Genomic DNA, 21,267 nt, shown 5'->3' on the forward strand with positions numbered 1-21,267 from the left:
ACGGCCGCGCGGTAGCGGCTCAGATGCGGTAGCGGCGCAGTGCGGGCACCGCGACCGCCAGGCCCAGCATCGTCGCGACGACCAGCAGGCCGCCGCCCGCGACGGCCGCGCGGGGTCCGAAGGCGGCGCCCGCCGTGCCGTGCAGGACGTCGGCGAGGCGCGGGCCGCCCACGACGACGACCGTGAAGACGCCCTGCATCCGGCCGCGCATCTCGTCGGTGGCGGCGGAGAGGAGGATCGCTCCCCGGAAGACCATCGACACCATGTCGGCGAGGCCGGCGACGGCCAGGAACACCACGGCGAGCCACAGACTGCCGCTGAGCCCGAACCCGGTGATGGCCGCGCCCCAGGCGACGACCGCGCCGATCACCATCCAGCCGTGCCGGCGTGCCCGGGAGAACGTCCCGGAGAACAGTCCGCCCAGCACCGCGCCGACGGGGATCGCCGCGAACAGCAGGCCGAGGGCGAGCCCTTCGCCGTAGGGGGCGTACGTCTCGGCGGCGAGCTGCGGGAACAGGGCGCGGGGCATGCCGAAGACCATGGCGATGACGTCGGCGAGGAAGGACAGCAACAGGACCTTGTGCCGGGATATGTAGCGGAACCCCGCCACGATCTCGCGCACCCCGGCGCGCCGGGCGGTCGTGCTCGCCGGCGGGGGCAGCGCCGGCAGCCGGAACACGGCCCACAGCGTCGCGCACAGCGCGACGGCGTCGAGCAGGTACAGCTCGGGCAGGCCGATGACGGGGATCAGGGCGCCCGCCAGCAGCGGGCCCGCGACCAGGCCGGTCTGCATGACCGTCGAGCCGAGGGCGCCCGCGGCGGCGAGTTCGTCGGCGGGGACCAGCCGGGCGATGGAGGCGTTGCGGGCGGGCGAGTTGAGGCCGAAGAACGCCTGCTGGACGGCGAGCAGCACCATGAGCACGGCCACCGAGTCGAGTCCCGAGACCGCCTGGAGCCAGAACAGCACCGAGGTGACGGCGATACCGCCGTTGGTGATCAGCAGCAGCTTGCGCCGGTCGACGGTGTCGGCGACCGCGCCGCCCCACAGCGCGAACACCACCATCGGCACGAGTCCGGCGAGGCTGGCGTAGCCGACCCAGGCGGAGGAGCCGGTGATGTCGTAGATCTGCTTGGGCACGGCGACGGCGGTGAGCTGGCTGCCCACGGCGGTGACGATGGTCGAGGACCACAGCCGCCGGTAGGCCGGCCGGCGCAGTGGGCGGGTGTCCATCGCCCAGCGGCGCCAGCCGCGCCGGGGCCGGTCCTGCGGGCTCGGGTCGGCCTCGTCGTCTGCCGTGGGTGCGGTACTGCTGTCGCTCGCGTCCACACGCTTCCTGGTTGTTCGTTACATCTTTCGGGTCCGGGGGGTCACTATCCCACCCGTATGCCGGGCTCCGGCCGCCGGGTTCCCGCGTTTCAGGCCCCCGCGAGGAGGGTCACGCCGAGGGCGATCATCGTGGCGGCGACGAGGGCGTCCAGGGCGCGCCAGGCGGCGGGGCGGGTCAGGAAGCGGCTGAGCAGTCGGGCGCCGAAGCCCAGCGCGGCGAACCAGCACACGCTGGCGAGCACGGCTCCGAGGCCGAAGGTCCAGCGCAGCGGGCCGCGGTCGGCGGCGATCGAGCCGAGCAGGAAGACGGTGTCGAGGTAGACGTGGGGGTTGAGCCAGGTCAGCGCCAGACAGGTCGGCACGGCCCGTCGCCGCGAGCCCGCCACCTCCCCCTCCGCCGCCAGGGCGCCCTGGGGCCGGACGCGGTGACGGCAGCGGCGGCCCGGTCCCCCAGAACCTGATCGGCGCGCTGTCCAGGAACGTATCCAGCGCCGGGTCCCCGGTGGGTGAGGTGCGGGAAGGTGACACTCCCGCACCGAAGTGTCACCTTCCCCCATTGACCTTCGGTCGGCGCGCGGCGTCGCATCAACGGCAGGCCTTTCGTGTACCTCTGCACTGATCTGTAAAGATCAGTACCGCTCTATAGAGCTCGGTACCTGTTCACGCAGATTCGTTCACGGTCTCAGTCGAGGGAGTTCTCGTCATGCGTGTCCTGCTCGTGGGCGCCGGTGGTGTGGGCACCGCCGTCACTCGGATCGCCGCCCGGCGTCCGTTCTTCGAGGCGATGGTGGTCGCCGACCACGACCCCGCCCGTGCCGATGCCGCCGTCGCCGCACTCGACGGCGACGACCGGTTCCACGCCGAGCGGGTCGACGCCGGCGACGAGGCGGCCGTAGGCGGGCTGCTCGCCCGCCACCGCTGCGACGTCCTGCTCAACGCCACCGACCCGCGGTTCGTGATGCCGCTGTTCCGTGCCGCGCGCGGCGCCGGGGCCACCTATGTCGACATGGCGATGTCGCTGTCACGGCCGCACCCGGAGCGTCCCTACGAGGAGTGCGGGGTCAGGCTCGGCGACGCGCAGTTCGCCGAGGCAGACGACTGGGCCGGGGCGGGCGTCCTGGCCCTGGTCGGCATGGGGGTCGAGCCGGGCCTTTCGGACGTCTTCGCCCGGTACGCCGCCGACGAACTCTTCGACGAGATCGACGAGATCGGCGTCCGCGACGGCGCGAACCTCACCGTCGAGGGCCACGACTTCGCGCCCTCCTTCAACATCTGGACCACGATCGAGGAGTGCCTGAACCCTCCGGTGGTCTACGAGGCCGACCGCGGCTGGTTCACCACCGCGCCGTTCAGCGAGCCCGAGGTGTTCGACTTCCCCGCCGGCATCGGTCCGGTGGAGTGCGTGAACGTCGAGCACGAGGAGGTGCTGCTCGTGCCGCGCTGGGTGAAGGCGCGCCGGGTCACCTTCAAGTACGGCCTGGGCCGGGAGTTCGTCGAGACCCTGAAGACGCTGCACCGCCTGGAACTGGACCGCACGGTGCCCGTGACCGTGCCGAGCGCGCACGGGCCGGTGCCGGTCTCGCCCCGGGACGTGGTCGCCGCCTGTCTGCCCGACCCGGCGACGCTGGGCGCGCTCATGCACGGCAAGACGTGCGCCGGCACGTGGGTGCGGGGTGTGAAGGACGGTGCGCCGCGCGAGGTGTACCTGTACCACGTGGTCGACAACCAGTGGTCGATGGCCGAGTACGGCAGCCAGGCGGTGGTGTGGCAGACCGCCGTCAACCCGGTGGTCGCCCTCGAACTGCTCGCCACGGGCGCGTGGTCGGGCGCGGGCGTCCTGGGCCCCGAGGCGTTCCCGGCCCGCCCGTTCCTCGACCTGCTGACGGCGTACGGCTCGCCGTGGGGCCTGCGGGAGCAGTGAACTCTTTGCGGTCCCGCGCTGTTTCACTCCGGCCCCTCCGGTGACCCGACCGGGAGCAGACATCCGGAACAGCACGTACGACTTGATCGCAGGTGACTTCGATGGACGACTGGCGACAGCACGCCGCGTGCCGCCACCAGGACCCGGACCTCTTCTTCCCGATCGGCACCTCGGGGCCGGCGCTGCTGCAGACGGAGCAGGCGAAGGCGGTCTGCCGACGCTGCCCCGTGCGGGAACCGTGCCTGGAGTGGGCCATGGAGACCGATCAGACCCTCGGGGTCTGGGGCGGCACGAGCGAGGCGGAACGGCGCGCCCTCAGGCGGCGCATCAGGGCACGGCGCGGTTCCTGACCCCAGTCGGCCCGACCTCCCGCCCCGACCCTCGCACCCCATGGGCCCTTGCGCCGGCGCTGCCGCGACGCCGCCGCCGCATCCGGTGAACAGGAGGGACGCGGCGAGCAGCGCGGCACGGTGGCGGTGCGTGATCATGAGTCGGCCTTGGCCCACAGATGTCTGGAACTCGTCAGGTTCCGGGGCCGGTTCGGGCGCTACGGCTTGCCGGGCTTGCCCTTGCCGTACAGCCAGGTCCGCAGCAGCGGGCCGAGGTTCCTCCCGGACTCCAGCTCGGCGAGCCGCTCGAACTGGGCGGTGGTGCCGTGGCCGTAGCGGTGCTGGGCCGCCCAGGCGCGCAGGATGCGGAAGAAGGCGCGGTCTCCGACGGTGGTGCGCAGGACGTGCAGGGTCATGGCGCCGCGGGCGTAGACGGGGGTGTCGAAGATGTTCGCGCCGCTGCCGGGGTCGCCGGGCGGGAACGCCCAGAGGCCGTCGGTCGCGGGGCGGGCGTACAGGGCGTCGAACGTCTTCTGCGCGCTGTCGCCGCCGTGCTGCTCCGCGTAGAGCCACTCGGCGTAGGTCGCGAAGCCCTCGTTGAGCCAGATGTCCTTCCAGGAGGTGAGGGAGACGGAGTCGCCGAACCACTGGTGGGCGCTCTCGTGGACGAGCGTGCTCAGGCCGGGGGCGCTGTCGTACACGGGCCGCGACTGGGTCTCCAGGGCGTAGCCGACGTTCGGGGCGTGGTCGACGATGGAGCCGGCGGCGCGGAACGGGTAGGGCCCGAACAGCTTGCTCTCCCACTCCAGTACGGACGGCAGCTTCTTCAGGACGGGGGCGGCGGCCGTGGCCTCGCGGGGGTCGACGGCGTCGTAGACCTTGAGGCCGTCGCGGGTCGTGTACTGCTTGACCTGGAACTTTCCTACGGTCGCGGTGGCGAGGTAGGCGGCCATGGGCTCCGTCTGGCGCCAGCGGAACGTGGTCTTCCCCTTCGTCGTGCGCTGTCCGAGCAGGACGCCGTTGGCGACGGCGGTGCGGTCCTTGGGGACGGTGATCGTGAAGTCGTAGGAGGACTTGTCGAGGGGGTGGTTGTTGGCCGGGAACCAGGTCATGGCGCCCTGTGGCTCACCGGCGACGAAGGCCCCGTCGTCGGTGGGGATCCAGCCGTCGAGGGAGCCGTCGGGGTCGGTGACCGGGCCGGGGGTGCCGTTGTAGGTGACGGTGACGCGGAACAGCTCGCCCTTGCGCAGGGCGCGCTTCGGGGTGACGACGAGTTCCTGGCCGTCGCGCTTGTACGCGGCCTTGACGTGATCGACCGTCAGGCCGGTGACCTTCAGCCCCTTGAAGTCGAGGTCGAAGCGGGTCAGCCGCTGGGTGGCGCGGGCGGTGAGGACCGCTGTGCCGGTGAGGTGACGGCTGCCCGGGTCGTAACCGAGCGTCAGACCGTAGTGAGAGACGTGGTAGCCGCCGTTTCCGGCGAGCGGGAAGTAGGGGTCGCCGACGCCGGACGTGCCCGTCGGACCGGCCGCGGTGGCGGGTCCGGCCGCCATGAGCAGCGCCGCCACGGCTACGGGGACGGTGGCGGCGACCGCTTCACGGCGGAGGAGGGTGGTGGTAGTGGTCCGGCTGCGGGGGTGTCTCACGTGCGCTCCTGGGGGGTGGCGAGTGATCAAACATCCTCAGCGTAAGGACCGGGCGCCACGGTTTCCTCCTCGTTCAGGCTCATTCAGGTCAAGCCGAGCGGTGCCGGCCGTCATCTCCGGCCTACGCTCGACACCACCCGCCGAACCCGCCCAACCCGAGGACGGCCCGCCCATGAGTGTCCGCGTACGCCGCGTCTACGACCCGCCCGAGCCCGGCGACGGTGTGCGGGTCCTCGTCGACCGGCTGTGGCCGCGCGGTGTGTCCAAGGACGCGGCGCACGTGGACGAGTGGCCGAAGGGCCTCACCCCGTCCACCGAGCTGCGCCGCTGGTACCACGCGGGCGAGGGGACGTTCGAGGAGTTCGCGCGGCGCTACGAGTCGGAGCTGACCGCTCCGGAGGCGGCCGAACTCCTGGATCGTGTCCGGGAATTGACCGCAGAGGGGCCGGTGACGCTGCTGACGTCCGCGAAGTCCCCGGAGCAGAGTCACACGGCGGTGCTGGTCCGCCTGCTGGAGGCGGACCGCCGCTGAGCGCTCAGCCGGTCTGCTTCGCCGCCGCCCGCCCCGCCGCCCGCCCGGAGAAGAGGCAGCCGCCGAGGAAGGTGCCTTCGAGAGCGTTGTAGCCGTGGACGCCGCCGCCGCCGAAGCCGGCGACCTCGCCCGCCGCGTACAGTCCCCCGACCGGCTGTCCGTCGGCGCCCAGGGCGCGCGAGTCGAGGTCGGTCTGGATGCCGCCGAGGGTCTTGCGGGTGAGGACGTGCAGCTTGACGGCGATCAGCGGGCCGGCCTGGGGGTCGAGGACGCGGTGCGGGGTCGCGACGCGGCCGAGCCGGTCGCCGATGTAGCGGCGGGCGTTGCGCATCCCCTGGACCTGGGAGTCCTTGCTGTACGGGTTGGCGATCTGGAGGTCGCGGGCCTCGATCTGGCGGCGCAGGCCGGCCACGTCGAGCAGCGGTTTCCCGGTCAGCCCGTTCATCTTCTCGACGAGCCGGTCGAGGGTGTCGGCGATGACGAAGTCCGCGCCCTTGTCCAGGAACGCCTGCACCGGCGCCGGGGCGCCCTTGCCGAGGAGCCGGTCGCGCAGGACGGCCTTGCGGTCCTTGGCGGTGATGTCGGGGTTCTGCTCGGAGCCCGACAGCGCGAACTCCTTCTCGACGATCTTCCGGGTGAGGATGAACCAGGAGTGGTCGTACTCGGCGATGTCCTCCGTCGTGCGCAGGTACTTGAGGGTGTTGAGGGTGTCGTAGCCCGGCAGGCACGGGTCGGGCAGCCTGCGGCCGAGGGCGTCGAACCACAGGGAGGACGGGCCGGGCAGGATGCGGATGCCGTGGCCGGGCCAGATCGGGTCCCAGTTCTGGATGCCCTCGGTGTAGTGCCACATGCGGTCCCGGTTGACCAGCCGGGCACCGGCGTCGGCGCTGATGTCGAGCATGCGGCCGTCGACGTAGGCGGGAACCCCGGTGATCATCTCGGCGGGCGGGGTGCCGAGGCGCTCGGGCCAGTACCGGCGCACGGTCTCGTGGTCGGCGCCGATGCCGCCGCTGGTGACGATCACGGCCTGGGCGGTCAGTTCGAAGTCGCCGACGCGGTCGCGGCTGGAGGCGACGCCGCGCGCGGAGTCGTCGGCGGCCAGGACCGTGCCGCGTACGCCGCGGGCGGCGCCGTCCTCGATGACCAGCTCGTCCACCCGGTGCCGGTGGTAGAAGGTCAGCAGCCCGTCCTTCGCGGCCTGCTTGGCGTAGCGCGCGAACGGCTCGACGACGCCCGTGCCGGTGCCCCAGGCGACGTGGAAGCGGGGCACGGAGTTGCCGTGGCCGTCGGCGCGCAGGTCGCCCCGCTCGGCCCAGCCGACGGTGGGCACGAAGGAGATGCCGTGCCCGGCGAGCCAGGTCCGCTTCTCCCCCGCCGCGAACTCGACGTAGGCGCGCGCCCAGCGCACCGCCCAGGAGTCCTCGTCCTCGGTCCGGTCGAACTGCGCGCTGCCCTGCCAGTCGTTCCAGGCGAGGTCGAAGGAGTCCTTGATGCCCAGGCGGCGCTGCTCCGGGGAGTCGACGAGGAACAGCCCGCCGAAGGACCAGAACGCCTGGCCGCCGAGGTTCGCGGCGTTCTCCTGGTCGACCAGGGCGACCCGTCGGCCCCTGCTGGTGAGTTCGTGCGCCGCGACCAGGCCGGCGAGACCCGCTCCGACGACGATGACGTCCGCGTCCATGGCGTCCGTTGCCTTTCTTCTGATCTTCTGAGGAGGTCAATCCGGAAGAGGTGGTTCCGGGGTGGTGCCGCTGCCGTCCGTCAGCAGCGCGGTGAGCAGGTGCTTCAGCCAGACACGAGCGCCCTCGACGTCCTTGTCCAGCAGCAGTTGGGTGGTGACTCCGTCGTAGGCGGCGACCACGGCGTGCGCCGCGCTGTCGGCGTCCCCGAGCACGGCCGGCGGCTGCGCGAGCCCCGGGGAACGGGCGAGCCGGTCGGCGATCGCGCGCCGCAGCCGGGCCCGGTGCTCCAGCAGGGTCTGCGCCACGTCGGGGGCGCGGGCGGCGTGCACCAGGAAGTCCGTCTTCACCAGGAGCCAGTCCAGGTCGAGCAGGAGCACCTCGGTGACGCGGTCGACGGCGGAGGGCAGGTCGAGGTCGGGTCCGTCGAGGGCGAGGGCGCCGGAGACCTGCTCGGCGATCAGGTCGGCCCGTTGCCGGTAGAGGGCGAAGAACAGTTCGTCCAGGCTGTCGAAGTTGGAGTAGAAGGCGCCCCTGCTGTAGCCGGCGGCCTCGCAGACCTCCTCGATGGAGACCCGCCCGAAGCCCTTGCCGGCGAACACGGCGAAGGCGGCGTCCAGGAGGTTGGCCCGCGTGTGGACCCGGCGCCGCGTGCCGCGCCCCGTCGCCTGGTGCGTCTGGTGCGTCTGTTGCGCGGCCATGGTCGGACCTCCGTTCGATACGTGAATGTATCGGATACATCGATGCATCGAAAGAGCCGGATGCCGATGCCCTTCCTCGTCGCCGGTCCTGGTGCCCGGTACTCGATGAGTACGGGGTGCGCCGGAGGCCGGTGACGAGGTTCCTGTTCGGCATGCACGGAACCCCGCCGTCCGCATCCACCCGATGATCTGCTTGGCTGTCCCCGAAGATCACGAATCTCGAGGACACGGGACGGCCATGCGGGCAGACGTACGGCAAGTGGCGGACGGCACCTACCTGGTGCATGGCAGCAACACCAACTGGGTGATCCTGACCGACGGGGACGCCCTCACCCTGATCGACACCGGCTACCCCGGCGACCGCGAGCTGGTCCTCGACTCCCTTGCCGCCGTGGGCGGTTCGCCGGAGGCGGTCACCGCCGTGCTGATCACGCACGCCCACAACGACCACCTGGGCTCCGCCGAACACCTGCGTGCGACGTACGGCACCCCGGTCTATCTTCACGAGGCCGAAGTACCGCACGCCCGGCGGGAGTTCCTCCAGCAGGTGACCGTCGGCGAGGTGCTGAAGAACGCCTGGCGTCCCGGTGTCCTGCCGTGGATGGTGCACGCGCTGCGCTCCGGCGGCACCGAGCAGCACCCGGTCACCGCACCGGAGGCGTTCCCGGTCGCCGACGGCGCGCTCGACCTGCCCGGGCGGCCCGTGCCGGTGCACACCCCCGGCCACACCAGCGGCCACGCCGTGTACCACCTCCCGGACGCGGGGATCGTCGTCTCGGGCGACGCCCTGGTCAGCGACCACCCGACCTCGCGCCTGCGGGGCCCGCAACTGCTGCCGGACATGTTCCACCACGAGCGCGCCCGCGCCGTGGCGTCGCTGGACGTGATCGAGGGACTGACGGGCGACCTGCTGCTGCCCGGGCACGGACCGCTGCACCAGGGCTCCGTGAAGGCGGCGGCGCAACAGGCCCGCGAGCGCGCGGTCTAAGGTCGGGCCATGGCTTTGCAGATCAGCGCCACCACCCCGGAGCACCCGGTACTCCTGCTGGAGCTGCCGTGGCACCTGCCCCTGGAGGAGTGGCCCGAGGAGATCCTCGTCCCGCTGCCGCGCGGCATCTCCCGCCACGTGGTGCGCTACGCCCGGGCCGGCGACGAGGTGATCGCCGTCAAGGAGCTCGCCGAACGCCCGGCGCTGCGCGAGTACGAGCTGCTGCGCGACCTGGACCGGCTCGGCATCCCCGCCGTCGACCCGCTGGCCGTGGTCACCGGCCGCACCGCGCCCGACGACACCCCGCTGGAGTCGGTGCTGGTCACCCGGCATCTGGGCGGTTCGATGCCGTACCGCTCGATGTTCGAGACGACGATGCGCCCGGCGACCATGCACCGGCTGATGGACGCCCTCGCCGTGCTGCTGGTGCGGCTGCACCTGGCCGGGTTCGCGTGGGGCGACTGCTCGCTGTCCAACACGCTGTTCCGGCGGGACGCGGGCGCCTACGCCGCCTACCTCGTCGACGCCGAGACCGGCGACCTGCACCCCCAGCTCAGCACCGGGCAGCGCGACTACGACCTCGACCTCGCCCGCGTCAACATCAGCGGCGAGCTGCTGGACCTGGAGGCGTCCGGGGCGCTGCACCCGTCGGTGGACGCGATCGAGTTCGGCAGGGAGATCTGCGCCCGCTACGGGGCGCTGTGGGAGGAGCTGACCCGCACCTCGGTGTACCCGGCGGGCAAGTACCACTACATCGAGCGGCGGATCCGGCGGCTGAACGAGCTGGGTTTCGACGTCGCCGAGATGCAGATCGAGCACTCCTCCAACGGCGACACGGTCACCTTCGTGCCGAAGGTCGTCGACGCGGGCCACCACCAGCGCCAGTTGCTGCGCCTGACCGGCCTGGACACCGAGGAGAACCAGGCCCGGCGGCTGCTGAGCGACCTGGAGAGCTGGATGGCCACCCAGGACGACTACGCCCCGGGCGACCCCCTCGCGGCCCGTCCCGAGGTGCTGGCGCACCGGTGGGTGCGGGACGTCTTCCGGCCCACCGTGCGCCTGGTGCCCCTCGAACTGCGCGGCTCCATGGACGCGGCGGAGATCTATCACGAGCTCCTCGAACACCGCTGGTACCTGTCGGAGCGCGCGCAGCACGACATCGGGCTCGACACCGCCGTCGACGACTACGTCAGGAACATCCTGCCCACGGCGCGGGAGACCCTGGAGCCGACCGTCCCGGAGTGAGTACGGCCGAGTCCGCGGGGCGTCAGGCGTGGGGCACGACGGCGACCGGGCAGTCCGCGTGGTGCAGGACCCCGTGCGCCACGGAGCCGATCCGGGCGCCCACGGCCGTGCGGTGGGCGCGGCGGCCGACGACCGTCAACTGCGCCCGGCCGGCCACCGACAGCAGCACCTGCCCCGCGCTGCCCATCTCCACGTGCTCCACCACCGGCACGTCCGGGAACCGCTCCCGCCACGGCTCCAGGGCATCCGCCAGCGCCTTCTTCTCGTACGGTTCCAGGCCGCCGGCGTCGTCGAGGAGCTTGAGCGAGCCGGGGCTGTAGGCGAACACCGGCGGCAGCGTCCAGGCCCGCACCGCGCGCACGCTCGCGCCCCGCGCGGCGGCCGTCTCGAACGCGAACCGCAGGGCGGGGGCGCTGTCCTCGGGCTCGCCGTGCTGGCCGACGACGATCTCGTGGCCGGCCACCTCGGCCGACGGCTGGTCGCCGGCCCGGACCAGCACGACCGGGCACGCTGCCTCGGCGATCACCTGCTGGCCGACCGAGCCCAGCAGGAACCCGACGACCGGGCCGTGCCCGCGCGAGCCGAGCACCAGCAGTTCCGCGTCCGCCGCGGCGGCGACCAGCGTCCCGACCGGCCCGCCCTCCCGGACGTCGGTGGTGACGGTCAGTCCCGGGTGCCGTTCGGCGAGCGCCGCGACGGCCTGCCGTACGGAGTCCCGCACCCAGCGCTCCTGCGCGTCCCGGTCCGCCACGTCGGCCGCCGCGTTCGGCTGGAACCGCCAGGCGTGCACCACCCGCAGTTCCAGGTCGCGCCGGACGGCCTCGCGGGCCGCCCAGGCGAGCGCCGCGAGGCTCTCGTCCGTCCCGTCGACCCCTGCCGTGATCGGGACCGTCATCCCGTCGCCTCCTCGTGTCGTGATCACAACCGTCGGGCCCAGTCTTCACTACGCTTCGGTCATGGCTCTGGAGTGGGAACAAGTGATCGTCGACTCGGCCGACCCGGTGGCGCTGGGACGCTGGTGGGCCGCGGCCCTCGGGTGGGTCGTGGTGCACGACGCCGCCGACGAGTACGAGATCAGACCGGAGCAGGACCGGACCCGGGGTCTGCTCTTCGTGCCGGTCACGGAGGGCAAGTCGGTCAAGAACCGGCTCCACCTGGACTTCCGCCCGGACGACCAGCGGGCCGAGGTGGCCCGCCTGCTGTCCCTGGGGGCACGCCACGCGGACGTGGGCCAGGGCGAGCAGTCGTGGGTGACGCTCGCCGACCCCGAGGGGAACGAGTTCTGCGTGCTGGGGGCGCGGCAGTCGCCCTGACCGCCCGCGTCCTGCCGGTGTCCCGGAGCGGACCGGGGCGATCGAACATACGATGAGCGGGTCGGCGCGGGGCTCGCCGTGCCGCCGCGAAGACCGACCGCTGTCGGGGTGGGAGACGTATGGCACAGGCCGCCGACGCAAGCCGGACCGTCATCCTGACCGTGGACGACGACCCGGGGGTCTCCCGGGCCGTCGCCCGTGACCTGCGGCGCCGCTACGGCGCCCGGTACCGGATCGTGCGCGCGGAGTCCGGGGAGTCCGCGCTGGAGGCGTTGCGCGAGCTGAAGCTGCGCGGCGATCTGGTGGCCGTCGTCCTGGCCGACTACCGGATGCCGCGGATGAACGGCATCGAGTTCCTCGAACAGGCCCTGGACGTGTACCCGGGCGCCCGGCGCGTGCTGCTGACCGCGTACGCGGACACGAGTGCGGCGATCGACGCGATCAACGTCGTCGACCTCGACCACTATCTGCTCAAGCCGTGGGACCCGCCGGAGGAGAAGCTCTACCCCGTCCTGGACGACCTGCTGGAGGCCTGGCGGACCAGCGACCACCGGCCGGTGCCCGCCACGAAGGTGGTCGGGCACCGCTGGTCGGCGCGCTCCTCGGACGTGCGGGAGTTCCTGGCCCGTAACCAGGTGCCGTACCGCTGGTACTCCGCCGACGAGCCCGAGGGTCAGCGGCTGCTGGCCGCGGCCGGGGTCGACGGGCAGCGGCTGCCGCTGGTGGTCACCGCCGAGGGCACGCCCCTGGTCGAGCCGGACGCCCCCGAACTGGCCGCCCATGTGGGGCTGGCGACGACTCCGACGGCCGACTTCTACGACCTGGTGGTGATCGGCGGCGGTCCGGCCGGGCTCGGCGCGGCCGTGTACGGGGCCTCCGAGGGTCTGCGGACGGTGCTCGTGGAGCGGTCGGCGACGGGCGGGCAGGCCGGGCAGAGTTCGCGGATCGAGAACTACCTGGGCTTCCCCGACGGTGTGTCCGGGGCCCAACTCACCGACCGGGCGCGGCGGCAGGCCACGAGGTTCGGCGCCGAGATCCTCACCGCGCGGGAGGTGACGGGGCTGGAGGTCAGCGGGTCCGCGCGGGTGGTCCGCTTCTCGGACGGCTCGGCGGTGGCCGCGCACAGCGTGATCCTCGCAACGGGCGTGTCCTACCGGCAGTTGGCGGCGCCGGGCTGCGACGACCTGACCGGCTGCGGGGTGTTCTACGGCTCGGCGCTCACCGAGGCCGCCTCCTGCCAGGGGCACGACGTGTACGTCGTGGGCGGTGCCAACTCGGCCGGGCAGGCGGCGATGTACTTGGCGCGGGGCGCGAAGTCCGTCACGCTCCTGGTGCGCGGCGCGTCCCTGTCGGCGTCCATGTCTCACTACCTGATCCAGCAGATCGAGGAGGCGCCCAACATCTCCGTGCGCCCCTTCACGGTCGTCGAGTCCGCGCGCGGGGAAGGCCGGCTGGAGCAGTTGACGCTGCGGGACGTGGCGAGCGGACAGACCGAACTCGTCGACGCGCAGTGGATGTTCGTGTTCATCGGCGCGGCCCCGCTGACCGGTTGGCTGGACGGCACGGTGCTGCGCGACGGGCGCGGTTTCATCCTCGCCGGACCCGATCTCACGACGGACGGGCGGCCGCCGGCCGACTGGGAGCTGGACCGGCCGCCCTACCACCTGGAGACCAACATTCCCGGCGTGTTCGTGGCGGGCGACGCGCGCGCCGAGTCCGCCAAGCGCGTCGCGTCCGCCGTAGGAGAGGGAGCGATGGCCGTGATGCTCGTCCACCGGTATCTGGAGCAGTCATGAGCGGGCGGGGGCTGCCGTGCAGCCCGGCCGAGATCAGCTCGCTGTTCCTGTTCGAGAAGCTCTCCCCGGAGCAGCTCGGACGGCTGTGCGGTGAGGGGCGGTTGGAGCGGTTCGAGCCCGGTCCGGTGTACACCGAGGGCGATCCGGCGACCTGCTTCTACGTGATGATCGAGGGCACGGTCGTGCTGTACCGGCGGGTCGGCGCGGACGACGTCGAGGTCAGCCGCACCTCCCAGCGCGGGGTGTACTCCGGGGCCACGGCCGTGCGGGCCACGGCGACGCTGCGGGAGCGGGTGGCGAAGATGCGGCACAAGCTCGCCGTGATCGCCTCGGGCGCGTACGACCCGGAGGCGCTGGCCCGGCTGATCGAGATCCAGGAGCGCACGGCCGAACTGGTCGCCAAGGCACCGGTGTTGAGCCCGCTGGAGGCCTCCGACCGGGAGGACGCGCTCACCGACTGGCTGGACGACCACGACGTCCCGGAGGGCTGGCGGATCGCGCCGACGTTCGTCCAGGCCGGGCTGGACACGGAGTGGCTGGAGCAGGTCGCGGCGGCCGTGGACGAGGACACCCTGCCGGGCGCGATGGGATGGCTCAACTACACGGTGGAGACAGAGCTGTTGATGGACGAGATCGGCGACTCCACCAACCGCATCTCGCACCTCGTGGACGCCGCCAAGCAGTACTCGCAGCTCGACCGCGCCTCCTACCGGGTCGTCGACGTGCACGAACTCCTCGACAGCACGCTGCTGATGCTGTCCGGCAAGATCGGGCGCATCGAGGTCGTCAGGGACTACGACCGGACGCTCCCGCCGATCCCGGCCTACCCGGCCGAGCTCAACCAGGTGTGGACGAACCTCGTCGACAACGCCGTCTTCGCCGTCGACAGCGCGGGCGGCGAAGGCACGTTGACCGTGCGGACGGCTCACGAGGGCGACCGGCTGCTGGTGGAGTTCCGCGACACCGGGCCCGGGATCCCGCCGGACATCCGCGGCCGTATCTTCGACCCGTTCTTCACCACCAAGCCGGTCGGCGAGGGCACCGGGCTCGGCCTGGACATCTCCTGGCGGATCGTCGTCAACAAGCATCACGGCGGCCTGCAGGTCGAGTCCGTGCCGGGCGACACCCGCTTCCAGGTCCTGCTGCCGCTGACCGCCCCCGGCCCCGAGAACGCCCAGGACGACCCCGAGACCGCCGAGGAGCCCGTATGACCGACGTAGCCGGCATCGACCTGAGCGTCCCGCCCAGCGGCACGGGCTGCGTCGACTGCGACGCGGTCGGCGGCTGGTGGTTCCATCTGCGGCGCTGCGCGACCTGCGGCCGGGTCGGCTGCTGCGACTCCTCCCCCGGGCAGCACGCCACCGCGCACCACAAGGCGACCGGGCATCCCGTGGTGCGCAGTTTCGAGCCGGGCGAGGAGTGGTTCTGGGACTACTCCACCGACGAGCTGTACGAGTCCGGTCCCGACCTCGCCCCGCCGGCCCACCATCCCGCCGACCAGCCCGTACCGGGGCCGGCCGGGCGGGTACCGGCGGACTGGGCGCGGTCGCTGCACCGTTGACGCCTTCCCGGCGGCAGGGCTTCAGTGGGCTCCGACCCGCTCCGGTCCTGGTCGGAGGCCGTTGTGGCAGTGCCGCGTGCCAGGAGGCACGACCGTGCTGACGGGGCACTGCGCCGACCTCGGTGAGGTGGGCCTACCTGTCGTGCCTGCCGTTCACGGACGGGGTGCGCCCGGGTTCCCAGGCGGGCGCGCCCCGTCACCACCCGGCTGTCAGCGGCCGGCGGCCGGTGTGTTCGCGGCTGTCACGTTGACGGCGGCCCAGGCGCGGTCCACCGTCAGGTACTCGGTGCTGGTCGCCCCGTAGAGGTCCTTGGCCGCCTTGAGCGTCGCGGTGCGGGCGTCGTGGAAGTCGGTCGAGGAGACCATGTAGCGGGTCAGGGCGCGGTAGAAGACCGCGGTCGCCTTCGCCCGGCCGATGCCCTTCACCGGGACCCCGTCGAAGGTCGGCGAGTCGTAGGCGACGGTGCCGATCTTCTTGCGGCCGCTGCCCTCGGCGAGGAGGTAGTAGGCGTGCGAGGAGACGCCGGAGCCGGCGTGCACCTCGGCGTTGTACGCCTCCGGCGACCAGTAGTCGATCGTGCCTTCGAGGACGTCCAGGGACGGCTTGTCGAGGCGGCGCAGGAACTTCTGGTCGAGGCCCAGCCGCTCGCCGATCAGGTAGTTCGGCGGGTTCTTGGGGTTGTTGGCGCTGAACTCGACGTTGGAGCCGAAGATGTCGGCGAGGGACTCGTTGAGGGAGCCCGGCTCGCCGTACTGGTTGCCGTCGGCGTCGACGGACGTGGGCTCCAGCCTGGCGGTCGCGTCGACGACGCCGTGGGTGAGTTCGTGGCCGGTGACGTCGAGGACGACGAGGGGCTTCTTGATCATGGTGCCGTCGCCGTCGCCGTAGAGCATGCAGCCGCAGGCCGGGTCCCAGAACGCGTTGCCCACCTTGTTGCCGAAGTGGACCATGGCGCGGGCGCCCTTGCCGTTGTTGGCGATGCCCTTGCGGCCGAAGGTCTTCTGGTAGAAGTCCAGCGTCTTGGTGACGCCGTACTGGGCGTCGACGGCGGCGCTGGCGCGGCTGGAGACGGCGCCGTTGCCCCACTTGTTGGTGGGGCTGGTGAACGCCCGGCCGCCCGCGAAGTTCTCCAGTTCCTTGTTCCGCGCGTCACGCGTCTCGGTGTTCCAGTGCGTGGGGTCCTTCAGCAGGTAGCTGGTCCGCGCGGTGCGGGTGGTGGTCAGCGGGATCTTGCCGACGAACAGGCCCGTGCCGGTCCCGGTGGCCGTCGACGGGTAGCGCCTGGGGGCGCGGGCCGCGGGCGGCGCCGCACTCAGGGCCGCGGCCTGCGAGACGGTGCCGGTGGCGGGGTCGAGGGTCTCGCCGCGCTCGCGCAGGGTGTCCAGCAGTTCGGGCGAGAGGAACTCGTCGCTGTCGGGCGTGTTGCTGCGCACCTTGCCGGTACGGGCGTCGAGGACGACCGTGCGGGAGCCGCCGGTCTCGGTGGTGTCGCTGCCGGTCACCCGGATCCGGTAGGCGAGCGCCGACGCGCCGCCACGGGCGTCGACCACGAGTTCGGCGCTCTCCGCGTCGCCCTCGGCCACGGCCGCGGCCTTCGCCTCGGCCTGGCGGGCGGTCAGCCCGGCCTTGACGGTGGCGGGGTCGACGTCGTGGCCGGCGGCGCGGGTCACGCCCGCGTAGGCGAGCCGCTGGGTGAGGTGGACGACGAGGTCGCCGCCGAGGACCGGCATCCCCCGGTGGGTGCGGACGAACCGGACGTGCCGTGCGCCCTCCGGGTCGATCAGGACGTCCTGGGCCTGGAGTTCGTCGCCCTGGCCGACGCCGGTCGCCGAGGCGTGGGCGAAGGCGGCGGTACGGGCGGCCTCGACGACGCGGTCGGCCTGCGAGGCGGTCGCGGCCGTGGCGTGGGTCTCCCCCGCGGACGGGGCCGCGAAGGCCGTGCCCGCCAGGCCCGTGGCGGCCGTCGTCACGGCGACGGCGAGCGCCAGGCTGCGTATGTGTGCGCTGCGCACAGGTGAGGGTTCCTTCGTTCGGACGGCCGGAATCGCCAACCGCCGCAAGACACAGCGCCGTTGGGCGCCAAGGGACTGGTCGGGCCCCGGACCGCAACGGCGATGCCCGGCACCCTCGCGACGCACCGCGACCGCAGAGCGGTCAACTACGCGCCGACCCCGAAGATGTGACACGCCAAATGAAGGTTGCCTCGACCGCATGTGATCGATCTCGCACCAGAAACCGACCACGGGAACCATCGGCGAGAACATCGCCTGCGGCCGGCGCTCCGCCGCCGAGGTGGTGGACGGCTGGATGAACAGCCCCGGCCACCGCACCAACATCCTCAAGGCCCGCCTTCACCCACATCGGCGTCGGCTACGAGGGCGGCGGCCCGTCGGGCACGTACTGGACCCAGCCCTTAGGCACCTGACACTCCGTCAGGCCCGCAGCCACGCCCGCCCCTTCAGGCCCCGAGGTAATCCGCGCCTCGCAGGCAACCCCGTTCGCCCTGCCCGCGTCTTGACCGGCGACAGGCCCACTATACGCACCATGTATACACGCGACGTATACACAGAGTGCATACGTGGGCTCACAGTGATCGGCCGAAAGGAACCGATGTACGGCAAGGCATTCGCCCCGGAGTACCAGGGCGCCCTGACCACCCTGTCCGTGAACTCCTCGCTGGACGACGTACTGGCCGCCGGCACCGAGCAGTTGAGGGTCGCCGAGCGGGCCGGACAGCACGGCGAGGCGGCCCGCTCGGGGCTCGCGGTCGCCGAGGCGCACCGGCGGCTCGGGCAGGTGCGGGAGGCGGACCGGGCCTGGAAGGCGAGTTACCGGGCGGCGCGGGAGGCCGGGGACGTCGCCGCGATGGCGTGGGCGCTGTGGAGCGGCGGCACCCTGGCCCGGCAGCGGGGCGCGTTCCCGCTGGCCTGGCGGCTGCTGGGGCTCGCGGCCGAACTCGGCGAGCGGGGCGGCGACATCGTCGTCCGCGGCTACTCGCTGGCCGGGCTCGCGGAGACCGGCCGCATCCAGGGCGACTACGAGGCCGTGGGCCGGCTGCACGAACAACTGCTGGCCGAGGCCCGCAGGCGCGGCGAGGCCCGGCACACGGTGTGGGCGCTGGAGGGCATAGCGCAGATGCACCGCAACTCCGGTGCCTACGACACCGCGTACACCCTCTTCGAGGAGGCGGCGCTGATCTCGGCGGGCGCCGAGGACCGGCGCGGTCACGCCTGGGCGCTGCGCGGGCTGGCCGACATCGTCTCCGTGCGGGACGGCGCCACCGAACGCGCCCTCGGCCTGCTGGCGGAGGCCGAGGAGTCCTGCCGCGCGATGAACCTGTCCGGCGCGCTGGCCTACAACCACAAGATGCGCGGCAACGTCCTGTACCGCGCCGGTCGTTACCCCGAGGCCCGGGACCTCTACGAGCTGGCACTCGGCGAGTTCCGTGCCATGGGCGAGCCGCGCGGCGAGGCGCTCTCCCGGCTCGGTCTGACGAAGGCACTGGCCCGCCTGGGCCGCGCCAAGGCGGAGACGGAGGCCGAACTGACCGACCTGGCACGGGCGTTGGAGCGCATCGGCCTGAGGCACGCCCGGGAGATGGTCGCCCGGGCGCAGCGCGAGCTGGGGGTCGGACCGGCCGACGAGACGACCGGGGCGGCACCGGCAGGCCTGCGCACGGCGGTCGCACGATGACGGCGCTCGACGCGGCCCCACGGGAAGTCGCCGCGACACCCGGCTCTGCGGTGCGCGACCGCACCGAAGCATCCACCGCCCCCGCCACGCCGCCCCGGGCGCTCCAAGTCCTCGCCCGCTGCCGTGCGTTGGTGCGGCCCGCGCTCATGGAGGCCGTCGGGCGGTCGCATCCCTGGGTGGGTGAGATGGCCGGGTACACCTTCGGCTGGTGCGGCGTCGGCGGGGCGCCCGCGGCCGGCTCCGGAGGCAAGGGCGTGCGGCAGGCCCTCGCGGTGCTCGGCGCCGAGGCGGCCGGCGCGCCCGCGCGGGCCGGGGTGCCCGCGGCGGTCGCGGTGGAACTCGTGCACGCCTTCTCCCTGCTCCACGACGACATCATGGACGGCGACCCGACCCGGCGCGGGCGCGCCACGGTGTGGAAGGCGTACGGCACGGGACCGGCGGTCCTGGCGGGCGACGCCCTGTTCGCCCTGGCGGTGGAGACGCTCGCGGTGCAGCCGCCCCCGGCCGGCGCCACTGCCGTGCGTCTGCTGTCCGGCGCGCTCGGGGACCTCGTGCGCGGGCAGGCCGACGACCTGCTGTTCGCCGCGCGGCCCTGGTCGGGGCCGGAGCGGGTGCGGCCGGCCGCCTACCGGGCGATGGCCGAGGGGAAGACCGGCGCGCTGCTGGGCTGTGCGGCGGCGCTGGGGGCCGTCCTGGGCGGGGCGTCCCCTACTGCGGTGGCCGCGCTGGACCGGGCCGGACGGCATCTGGGGGTCGCGTTCCAGGTGGTCGACGACATGCTGGGCATCTGGGGCGACCCCTCGGTCACCGGCAAACCCGTCCACGCTGATCTGCGGGAGCGGAAGAAGACGTTCCCCGTGCTGGCCGCCCTCGACTCGGCCGCCCCCGCCGCGCGCCGTCTGGCCGTGCTCCTGGAGCGGGGCGGCGATCCGGGGGCGGCGGCGGAGCTGGTCGAAGCGGCTGGGGGCCGTACGGCGGCGCTCGTCGAGGCGGGCCGGCAGGTCGCCGCCGCCGAGTCGGCGCTCGCGGAGCTGCCCTCGGCCGCCCCCGCCCTGAGCGACCTGCGCTGCCTGGTGGACTTCGTCGTGCGCCGGGATCTCTGAAGCCCGGCCCCGACAAGATCGCCGGCCCGTGTTGACCTGCGGGACCGCGCCGGGTGAGGGTGCGAGGAGACGAAGCGAAACAGGTGCGGCCCCGCCACCTCCGCCGCGCCGGAACCCGGAACCGGAAGGGTGACTGCCTTGATCGGCATCTCGGAGATCGAAGCCGCTGCCGAGCGGATCGCCGGACATCTCGTCCGTACCCCGACCGTGCCGAGCCCGGGCCTGTCGACGCTGCTCGGTGTCCCCGTGACCACGAAGCTGGAACTCCTCCAGCGCACCGGTTCCTTCAAGGCGCGCGGGGCGACGGCGAAACTGCTGTCGTTGAGCGAGGCCGAGCGGGCGGCCGGGGTCGTGGCCGTGAGCGGCGGGAACCACGGGATCGCGCTCGCGGTCATGGCCGCCGCGCTGGATGTGAAGGCCACGGTCGTGATGCCGCGTTCGGCGCCCGCCCGTTCCGTCGAGATCGCGGCGGCGGCCGGTGCGTCGGTGCGGCTGACCGACACGATGGGCGGCGCGTTCTCGCTGGTGGAGCGGTTGCGGGACGAGGGCTTCACGCTGGTGCACCCGTTCGACGACCCGGTGGTCGTCGCCGGTCAGGGCACGGTCGGCCTGGAACTGGCCTCCGACGCCGGTGAGCTGACGGACGTGCTGGTGAGCGTCGGGGGCGGCGGTCTGATCGCCGGTGTCGCCGCCGCCCTGCGCGCCCGCCGCCCGGACGTGCGGATCTGGGGTGTGGAGACCGAGGGCGCGCAGGCGATGTCGGAGGCGTTGACGGCGGGCGGGCCGGTGCAGGTGGAGCTGTCGTCGATCGTCTCCACGCTCAGCGCGCCCAGCGTCTCGCAGTTGACGTACGACCATGTCCGCGCCCTGGTCGGCGAGGTGCTGGTGGTCTCCGACCGGGAGGCAGTGCGGGGCAGCCTGGAGCTGGCCGAGCACGCCAAGGTGTGGACCGAACCGGCGGCCGGCTGTCTGCTGCCCGCGGCCCGGCAGGTCGTGGAGCGGGTGGGGGACGGCGCGCGGGTGGGGCTGGTGGTCTGCGGGGGCAACGCGACGGTCGCGGACATGATGACCTGGGTGGACCGGTTCGGGCTGCGCTGAGACCGCGCTGCGGGGTTAGGGAAATCCCTCCGGAGGGTGTCCGAGCAGGAATAAACCCCGGCCGGGAAGGTCGTTTCCGGGATCGGCGAGGAGTCTGCGCAGGAGTGCGCGGAGGAGCGTCCGCAGGAGTGCCCCGTGTCCTGTTTACCTCCGGTTACACCGCAGGACGGGCCCATGACAGGTCCAGGACAGGCCCCGCAATTCCCTTTTCTCGCACAAATGCTCGGCTCGCACCGTCGGTCCTTTTGAATGAAAGACAGGAAACTCGCCGGAGTTGCCCTCCAATTGAACGGACCCCCTCTCACCGGTCGTACCCATGGGAAAGGTGAGTACCAGCGGT

The 21,267-nt window shown here is 72.7% G+C and carries 18 protein-coding genes and 2 pseudogenes; 13 read left to right on the top strand and 7 right to left on the bottom strand.

The genetic code is table 11. The annotated features are described in order from the left end of the window. Nucleotides 1-19: 19 nt before the first annotated feature. A complete protein-coding gene (locus OG352_RS01360; RefSeq protein ID WP_329213420.1) occupies nt 20-1,327 on the bottom strand; it encodes an MFS transporter in 1,308 nt (435 codons plus the stop codon). 89 nt (nt 1,328-1,416) lie between these two features. Further along, nucleotides 1,417-1,758 (bottom strand): annotated as a pseudogene (locus OG352_RS01365) (LysE/ArgO family amino acid transporter); the annotation flags it as partial. A 272-nt stretch (nt 1,759-2,030) separates the two neighbouring features. Between OG352_RS01365 and OG352_RS01370 the strand changes: the two are divergent. Both OG352_RS01370 and OG352_RS01375 read left to right on the top strand, forming a co-directional pair. After that, nucleotides 2,031-3,248, top strand: a complete 1,218-nt coding sequence (locus OG352_RS01370) for a saccharopine dehydrogenase family protein (RefSeq protein WP_329213422.1) — start codon at nt 2,031-2,033, stop codon at nt 3,246-3,248. A gap of 101 nt (nt 3,249-3,349) precedes the next feature. Then, the gene (locus OG352_RS01375) at nt 3,350-3,598 is read left to right on the top strand and encodes a WhiB family transcriptional regulator (protein ID WP_329213424.1); all 249 of its coding nucleotides are present in this window, start codon (nt 3,350-3,352) and stop codon (nt 3,596-3,598) included. 197 nt (nt 3,599-3,795) lie between these two features. On the opposite strand, the gene OG352_RS01380 is transcribed toward OG352_RS01375, so the two are convergent. Then, nucleotides 3,796-5,220: a M1 family metallopeptidase gene (locus tag OG352_RS01380; RefSeq protein WP_329213426.1), complete on the bottom strand. Its 1,425-nt coding sequence runs from the start codon at nt 5,218-5,220 to the stop codon at nt 3,796-3,798. A 172-nt stretch (nt 5,221-5,392) separates the two neighbouring features. On the opposite strand from OG352_RS01380, the gene OG352_RS01385 reads away from it, so the two are divergent. Then, on the top strand, nt 5,393-5,752 hold the full coding sequence (locus OG352_RS01385) for a DUF488 domain-containing protein (protein ID WP_329213428.1): 360 nt from the start codon (nt 5,393-5,395) through the stop codon (nt 5,750-5,752). A 4-nt stretch (nt 5,753-5,756) separates the two neighbouring features. Here OG352_RS01385 and OG352_RS01390 read toward each other — a convergent pair whose 3' ends face one another. After that, entirely contained in the window at nt 5,757-7,430 is a 1,674-nt protein-coding gene (locus tag OG352_RS01390) for an FAD-binding dehydrogenase (protein WP_329213430.1), read from the bottom strand. 36 nt (nt 7,431-7,466) lie between these two features. Continuing rightward, nucleotides 7,467-8,129, bottom strand: coding sequence for a TetR/AcrR family transcriptional regulator (locus OG352_RS01395; protein ID WP_329213432.1), 663 nt, complete (start codon nt 8,127-8,129; stop codon nt 7,467-7,469). Between the two features lie 238 nt (nt 8,130-8,367). Here OG352_RS01395 and OG352_RS01400 point away from each other — a divergent pair, with 238 nt between their 5' ends. Beyond that, nucleotides 8,368-9,117, top strand: coding sequence for an MBL fold metallo-hydrolase (locus OG352_RS01400; protein ID WP_329213434.1), 750 nt, complete (start codon nt 8,368-8,370; stop codon nt 9,115-9,117). 9 nt (nt 9,118-9,126) lie between these two features. Beyond that, nucleotides 9,127-10,362, top strand: a complete 1,236-nt coding sequence (locus tag OG352_RS01405; protein WP_329213436.1) for a DUF4032 domain-containing protein — start codon at nt 9,127-9,129, stop codon at nt 10,360-10,362. 22 nt (nt 10,363-10,384) lie between these two features. Here the strand turns inward: OG352_RS01405 and OG352_RS01410 are convergent, their stop codons facing one another. Next, entirely contained in the window at nt 10,385-11,257 is an 873-nt protein-coding gene (locus OG352_RS01410; RefSeq protein ID WP_329213437.1) for a universal stress protein, read from the bottom strand. A 61-nt stretch (nt 11,258-11,318) separates the two neighbouring features. On the opposite strand from OG352_RS01410, the gene OG352_RS01415 reads away from it, so the two are divergent. From OG352_RS01415 to OG352_RS01430, 4 genes are all read left to right on the top strand, one after another. Further along, on the top strand, nt 11,319-11,675 hold the full coding sequence (locus OG352_RS01415) for a VOC family protein (protein WP_329213439.1): 357 nt from the start codon (nt 11,319-11,321) through the stop codon (nt 11,673-11,675). Between the two features lie 119 nt (nt 11,676-11,794). Then, nucleotides 11,795-13,471: an FAD-dependent oxidoreductase gene (locus OG352_RS01420; RefSeq protein WP_329213441.1), complete on the top strand. Its 1,677-nt coding sequence runs from the start codon at nt 11,795-11,797 to the stop codon at nt 13,469-13,471. Continuing rightward, a complete protein-coding gene (locus OG352_RS01425; RefSeq protein ID WP_329213443.1) occupies nt 13,468-14,682 on the top strand; it encodes an ATP-binding protein in 1,215 nt (404 codons plus the stop codon). Before OG352_RS01420 ends, OG352_RS01425 begins: the two co-directional genes overlap by 4 nt. Beyond that, on the top strand, nt 14,679-15,032 hold the full coding sequence (locus OG352_RS01430; protein ID WP_329213445.1) for a UBP-type zinc finger domain-containing protein: 354 nt from the start codon (nt 14,679-14,681) through the stop codon (nt 15,030-15,032). The genes OG352_RS01425 and OG352_RS01430 overlap by 4 nt, the downstream gene beginning before the upstream one ends. Nucleotides 15,033-15,242: 210 nt before the next feature. Here the strand turns inward: OG352_RS01430 and OG352_RS01435 are convergent, their stop codons facing one another. After that, a complete protein-coding gene (locus OG352_RS01435) occupies nt 15,243-17,045 on the bottom strand; it encodes a M4 family metallopeptidase (protein ID WP_329213447.1) in 1,803 nt (600 codons plus the stop codon). Nucleotides 17,046-17,280: 235 nt separating this feature from the next. Here OG352_RS01435 and OG352_RS01440 point away from each other — a divergent pair. The 4 genes and pseudogenes from OG352_RS01440 to OG352_RS01455 all read left to right on the top strand — a co-directional run. After that, nucleotides 17,281-17,458: pseudogene (locus tag OG352_RS01440) on the top strand (CAP domain-containing protein); the annotation flags it as partial. Between the two features lie 185 nt (nt 17,459-17,643). Further along, complete coding sequence (locus tag OG352_RS01445; RefSeq protein ID WP_329213449.1) at nt 17,644-18,726, top strand: hypothetical protein; 1,083 nt, start codon at nt 17,644-17,646, stop codon at nt 18,724-18,726. Then, nucleotides 18,723-19,829 carry a polyprenyl synthetase family protein gene (locus OG352_RS01450; protein ID WP_329213451.1) on the top strand — a complete coding sequence of 369 codons (1,107 nt, stop codon included), beginning with the start codon at nt 18,723-18,725 and terminating at the stop codon, nt 19,827-19,829. The genes OG352_RS01445 and OG352_RS01450 overlap by 4 nt, the downstream gene beginning before the upstream one ends. A 138-nt stretch (nt 19,830-19,967) precedes the next feature. Next, nucleotides 19,968-20,927, top strand: a complete 960-nt coding sequence (locus OG352_RS01455) for a threonine/serine dehydratase (RefSeq protein ID WP_329213453.1) — start codon at nt 19,968-19,970, stop codon at nt 20,925-20,927. The last annotated feature ends 340 nt before the right edge of the window (nt 20,928-21,267 follow it).

The organism is Streptomyces sp. NBC_01485, from assembly GCF_036227125.1.
In the GTDB taxonomy this organism is placed as follows: Bacteria; Actinomycetota; Actinomycetes; order Streptomycetales; family Streptomycetaceae; genus Streptomyces.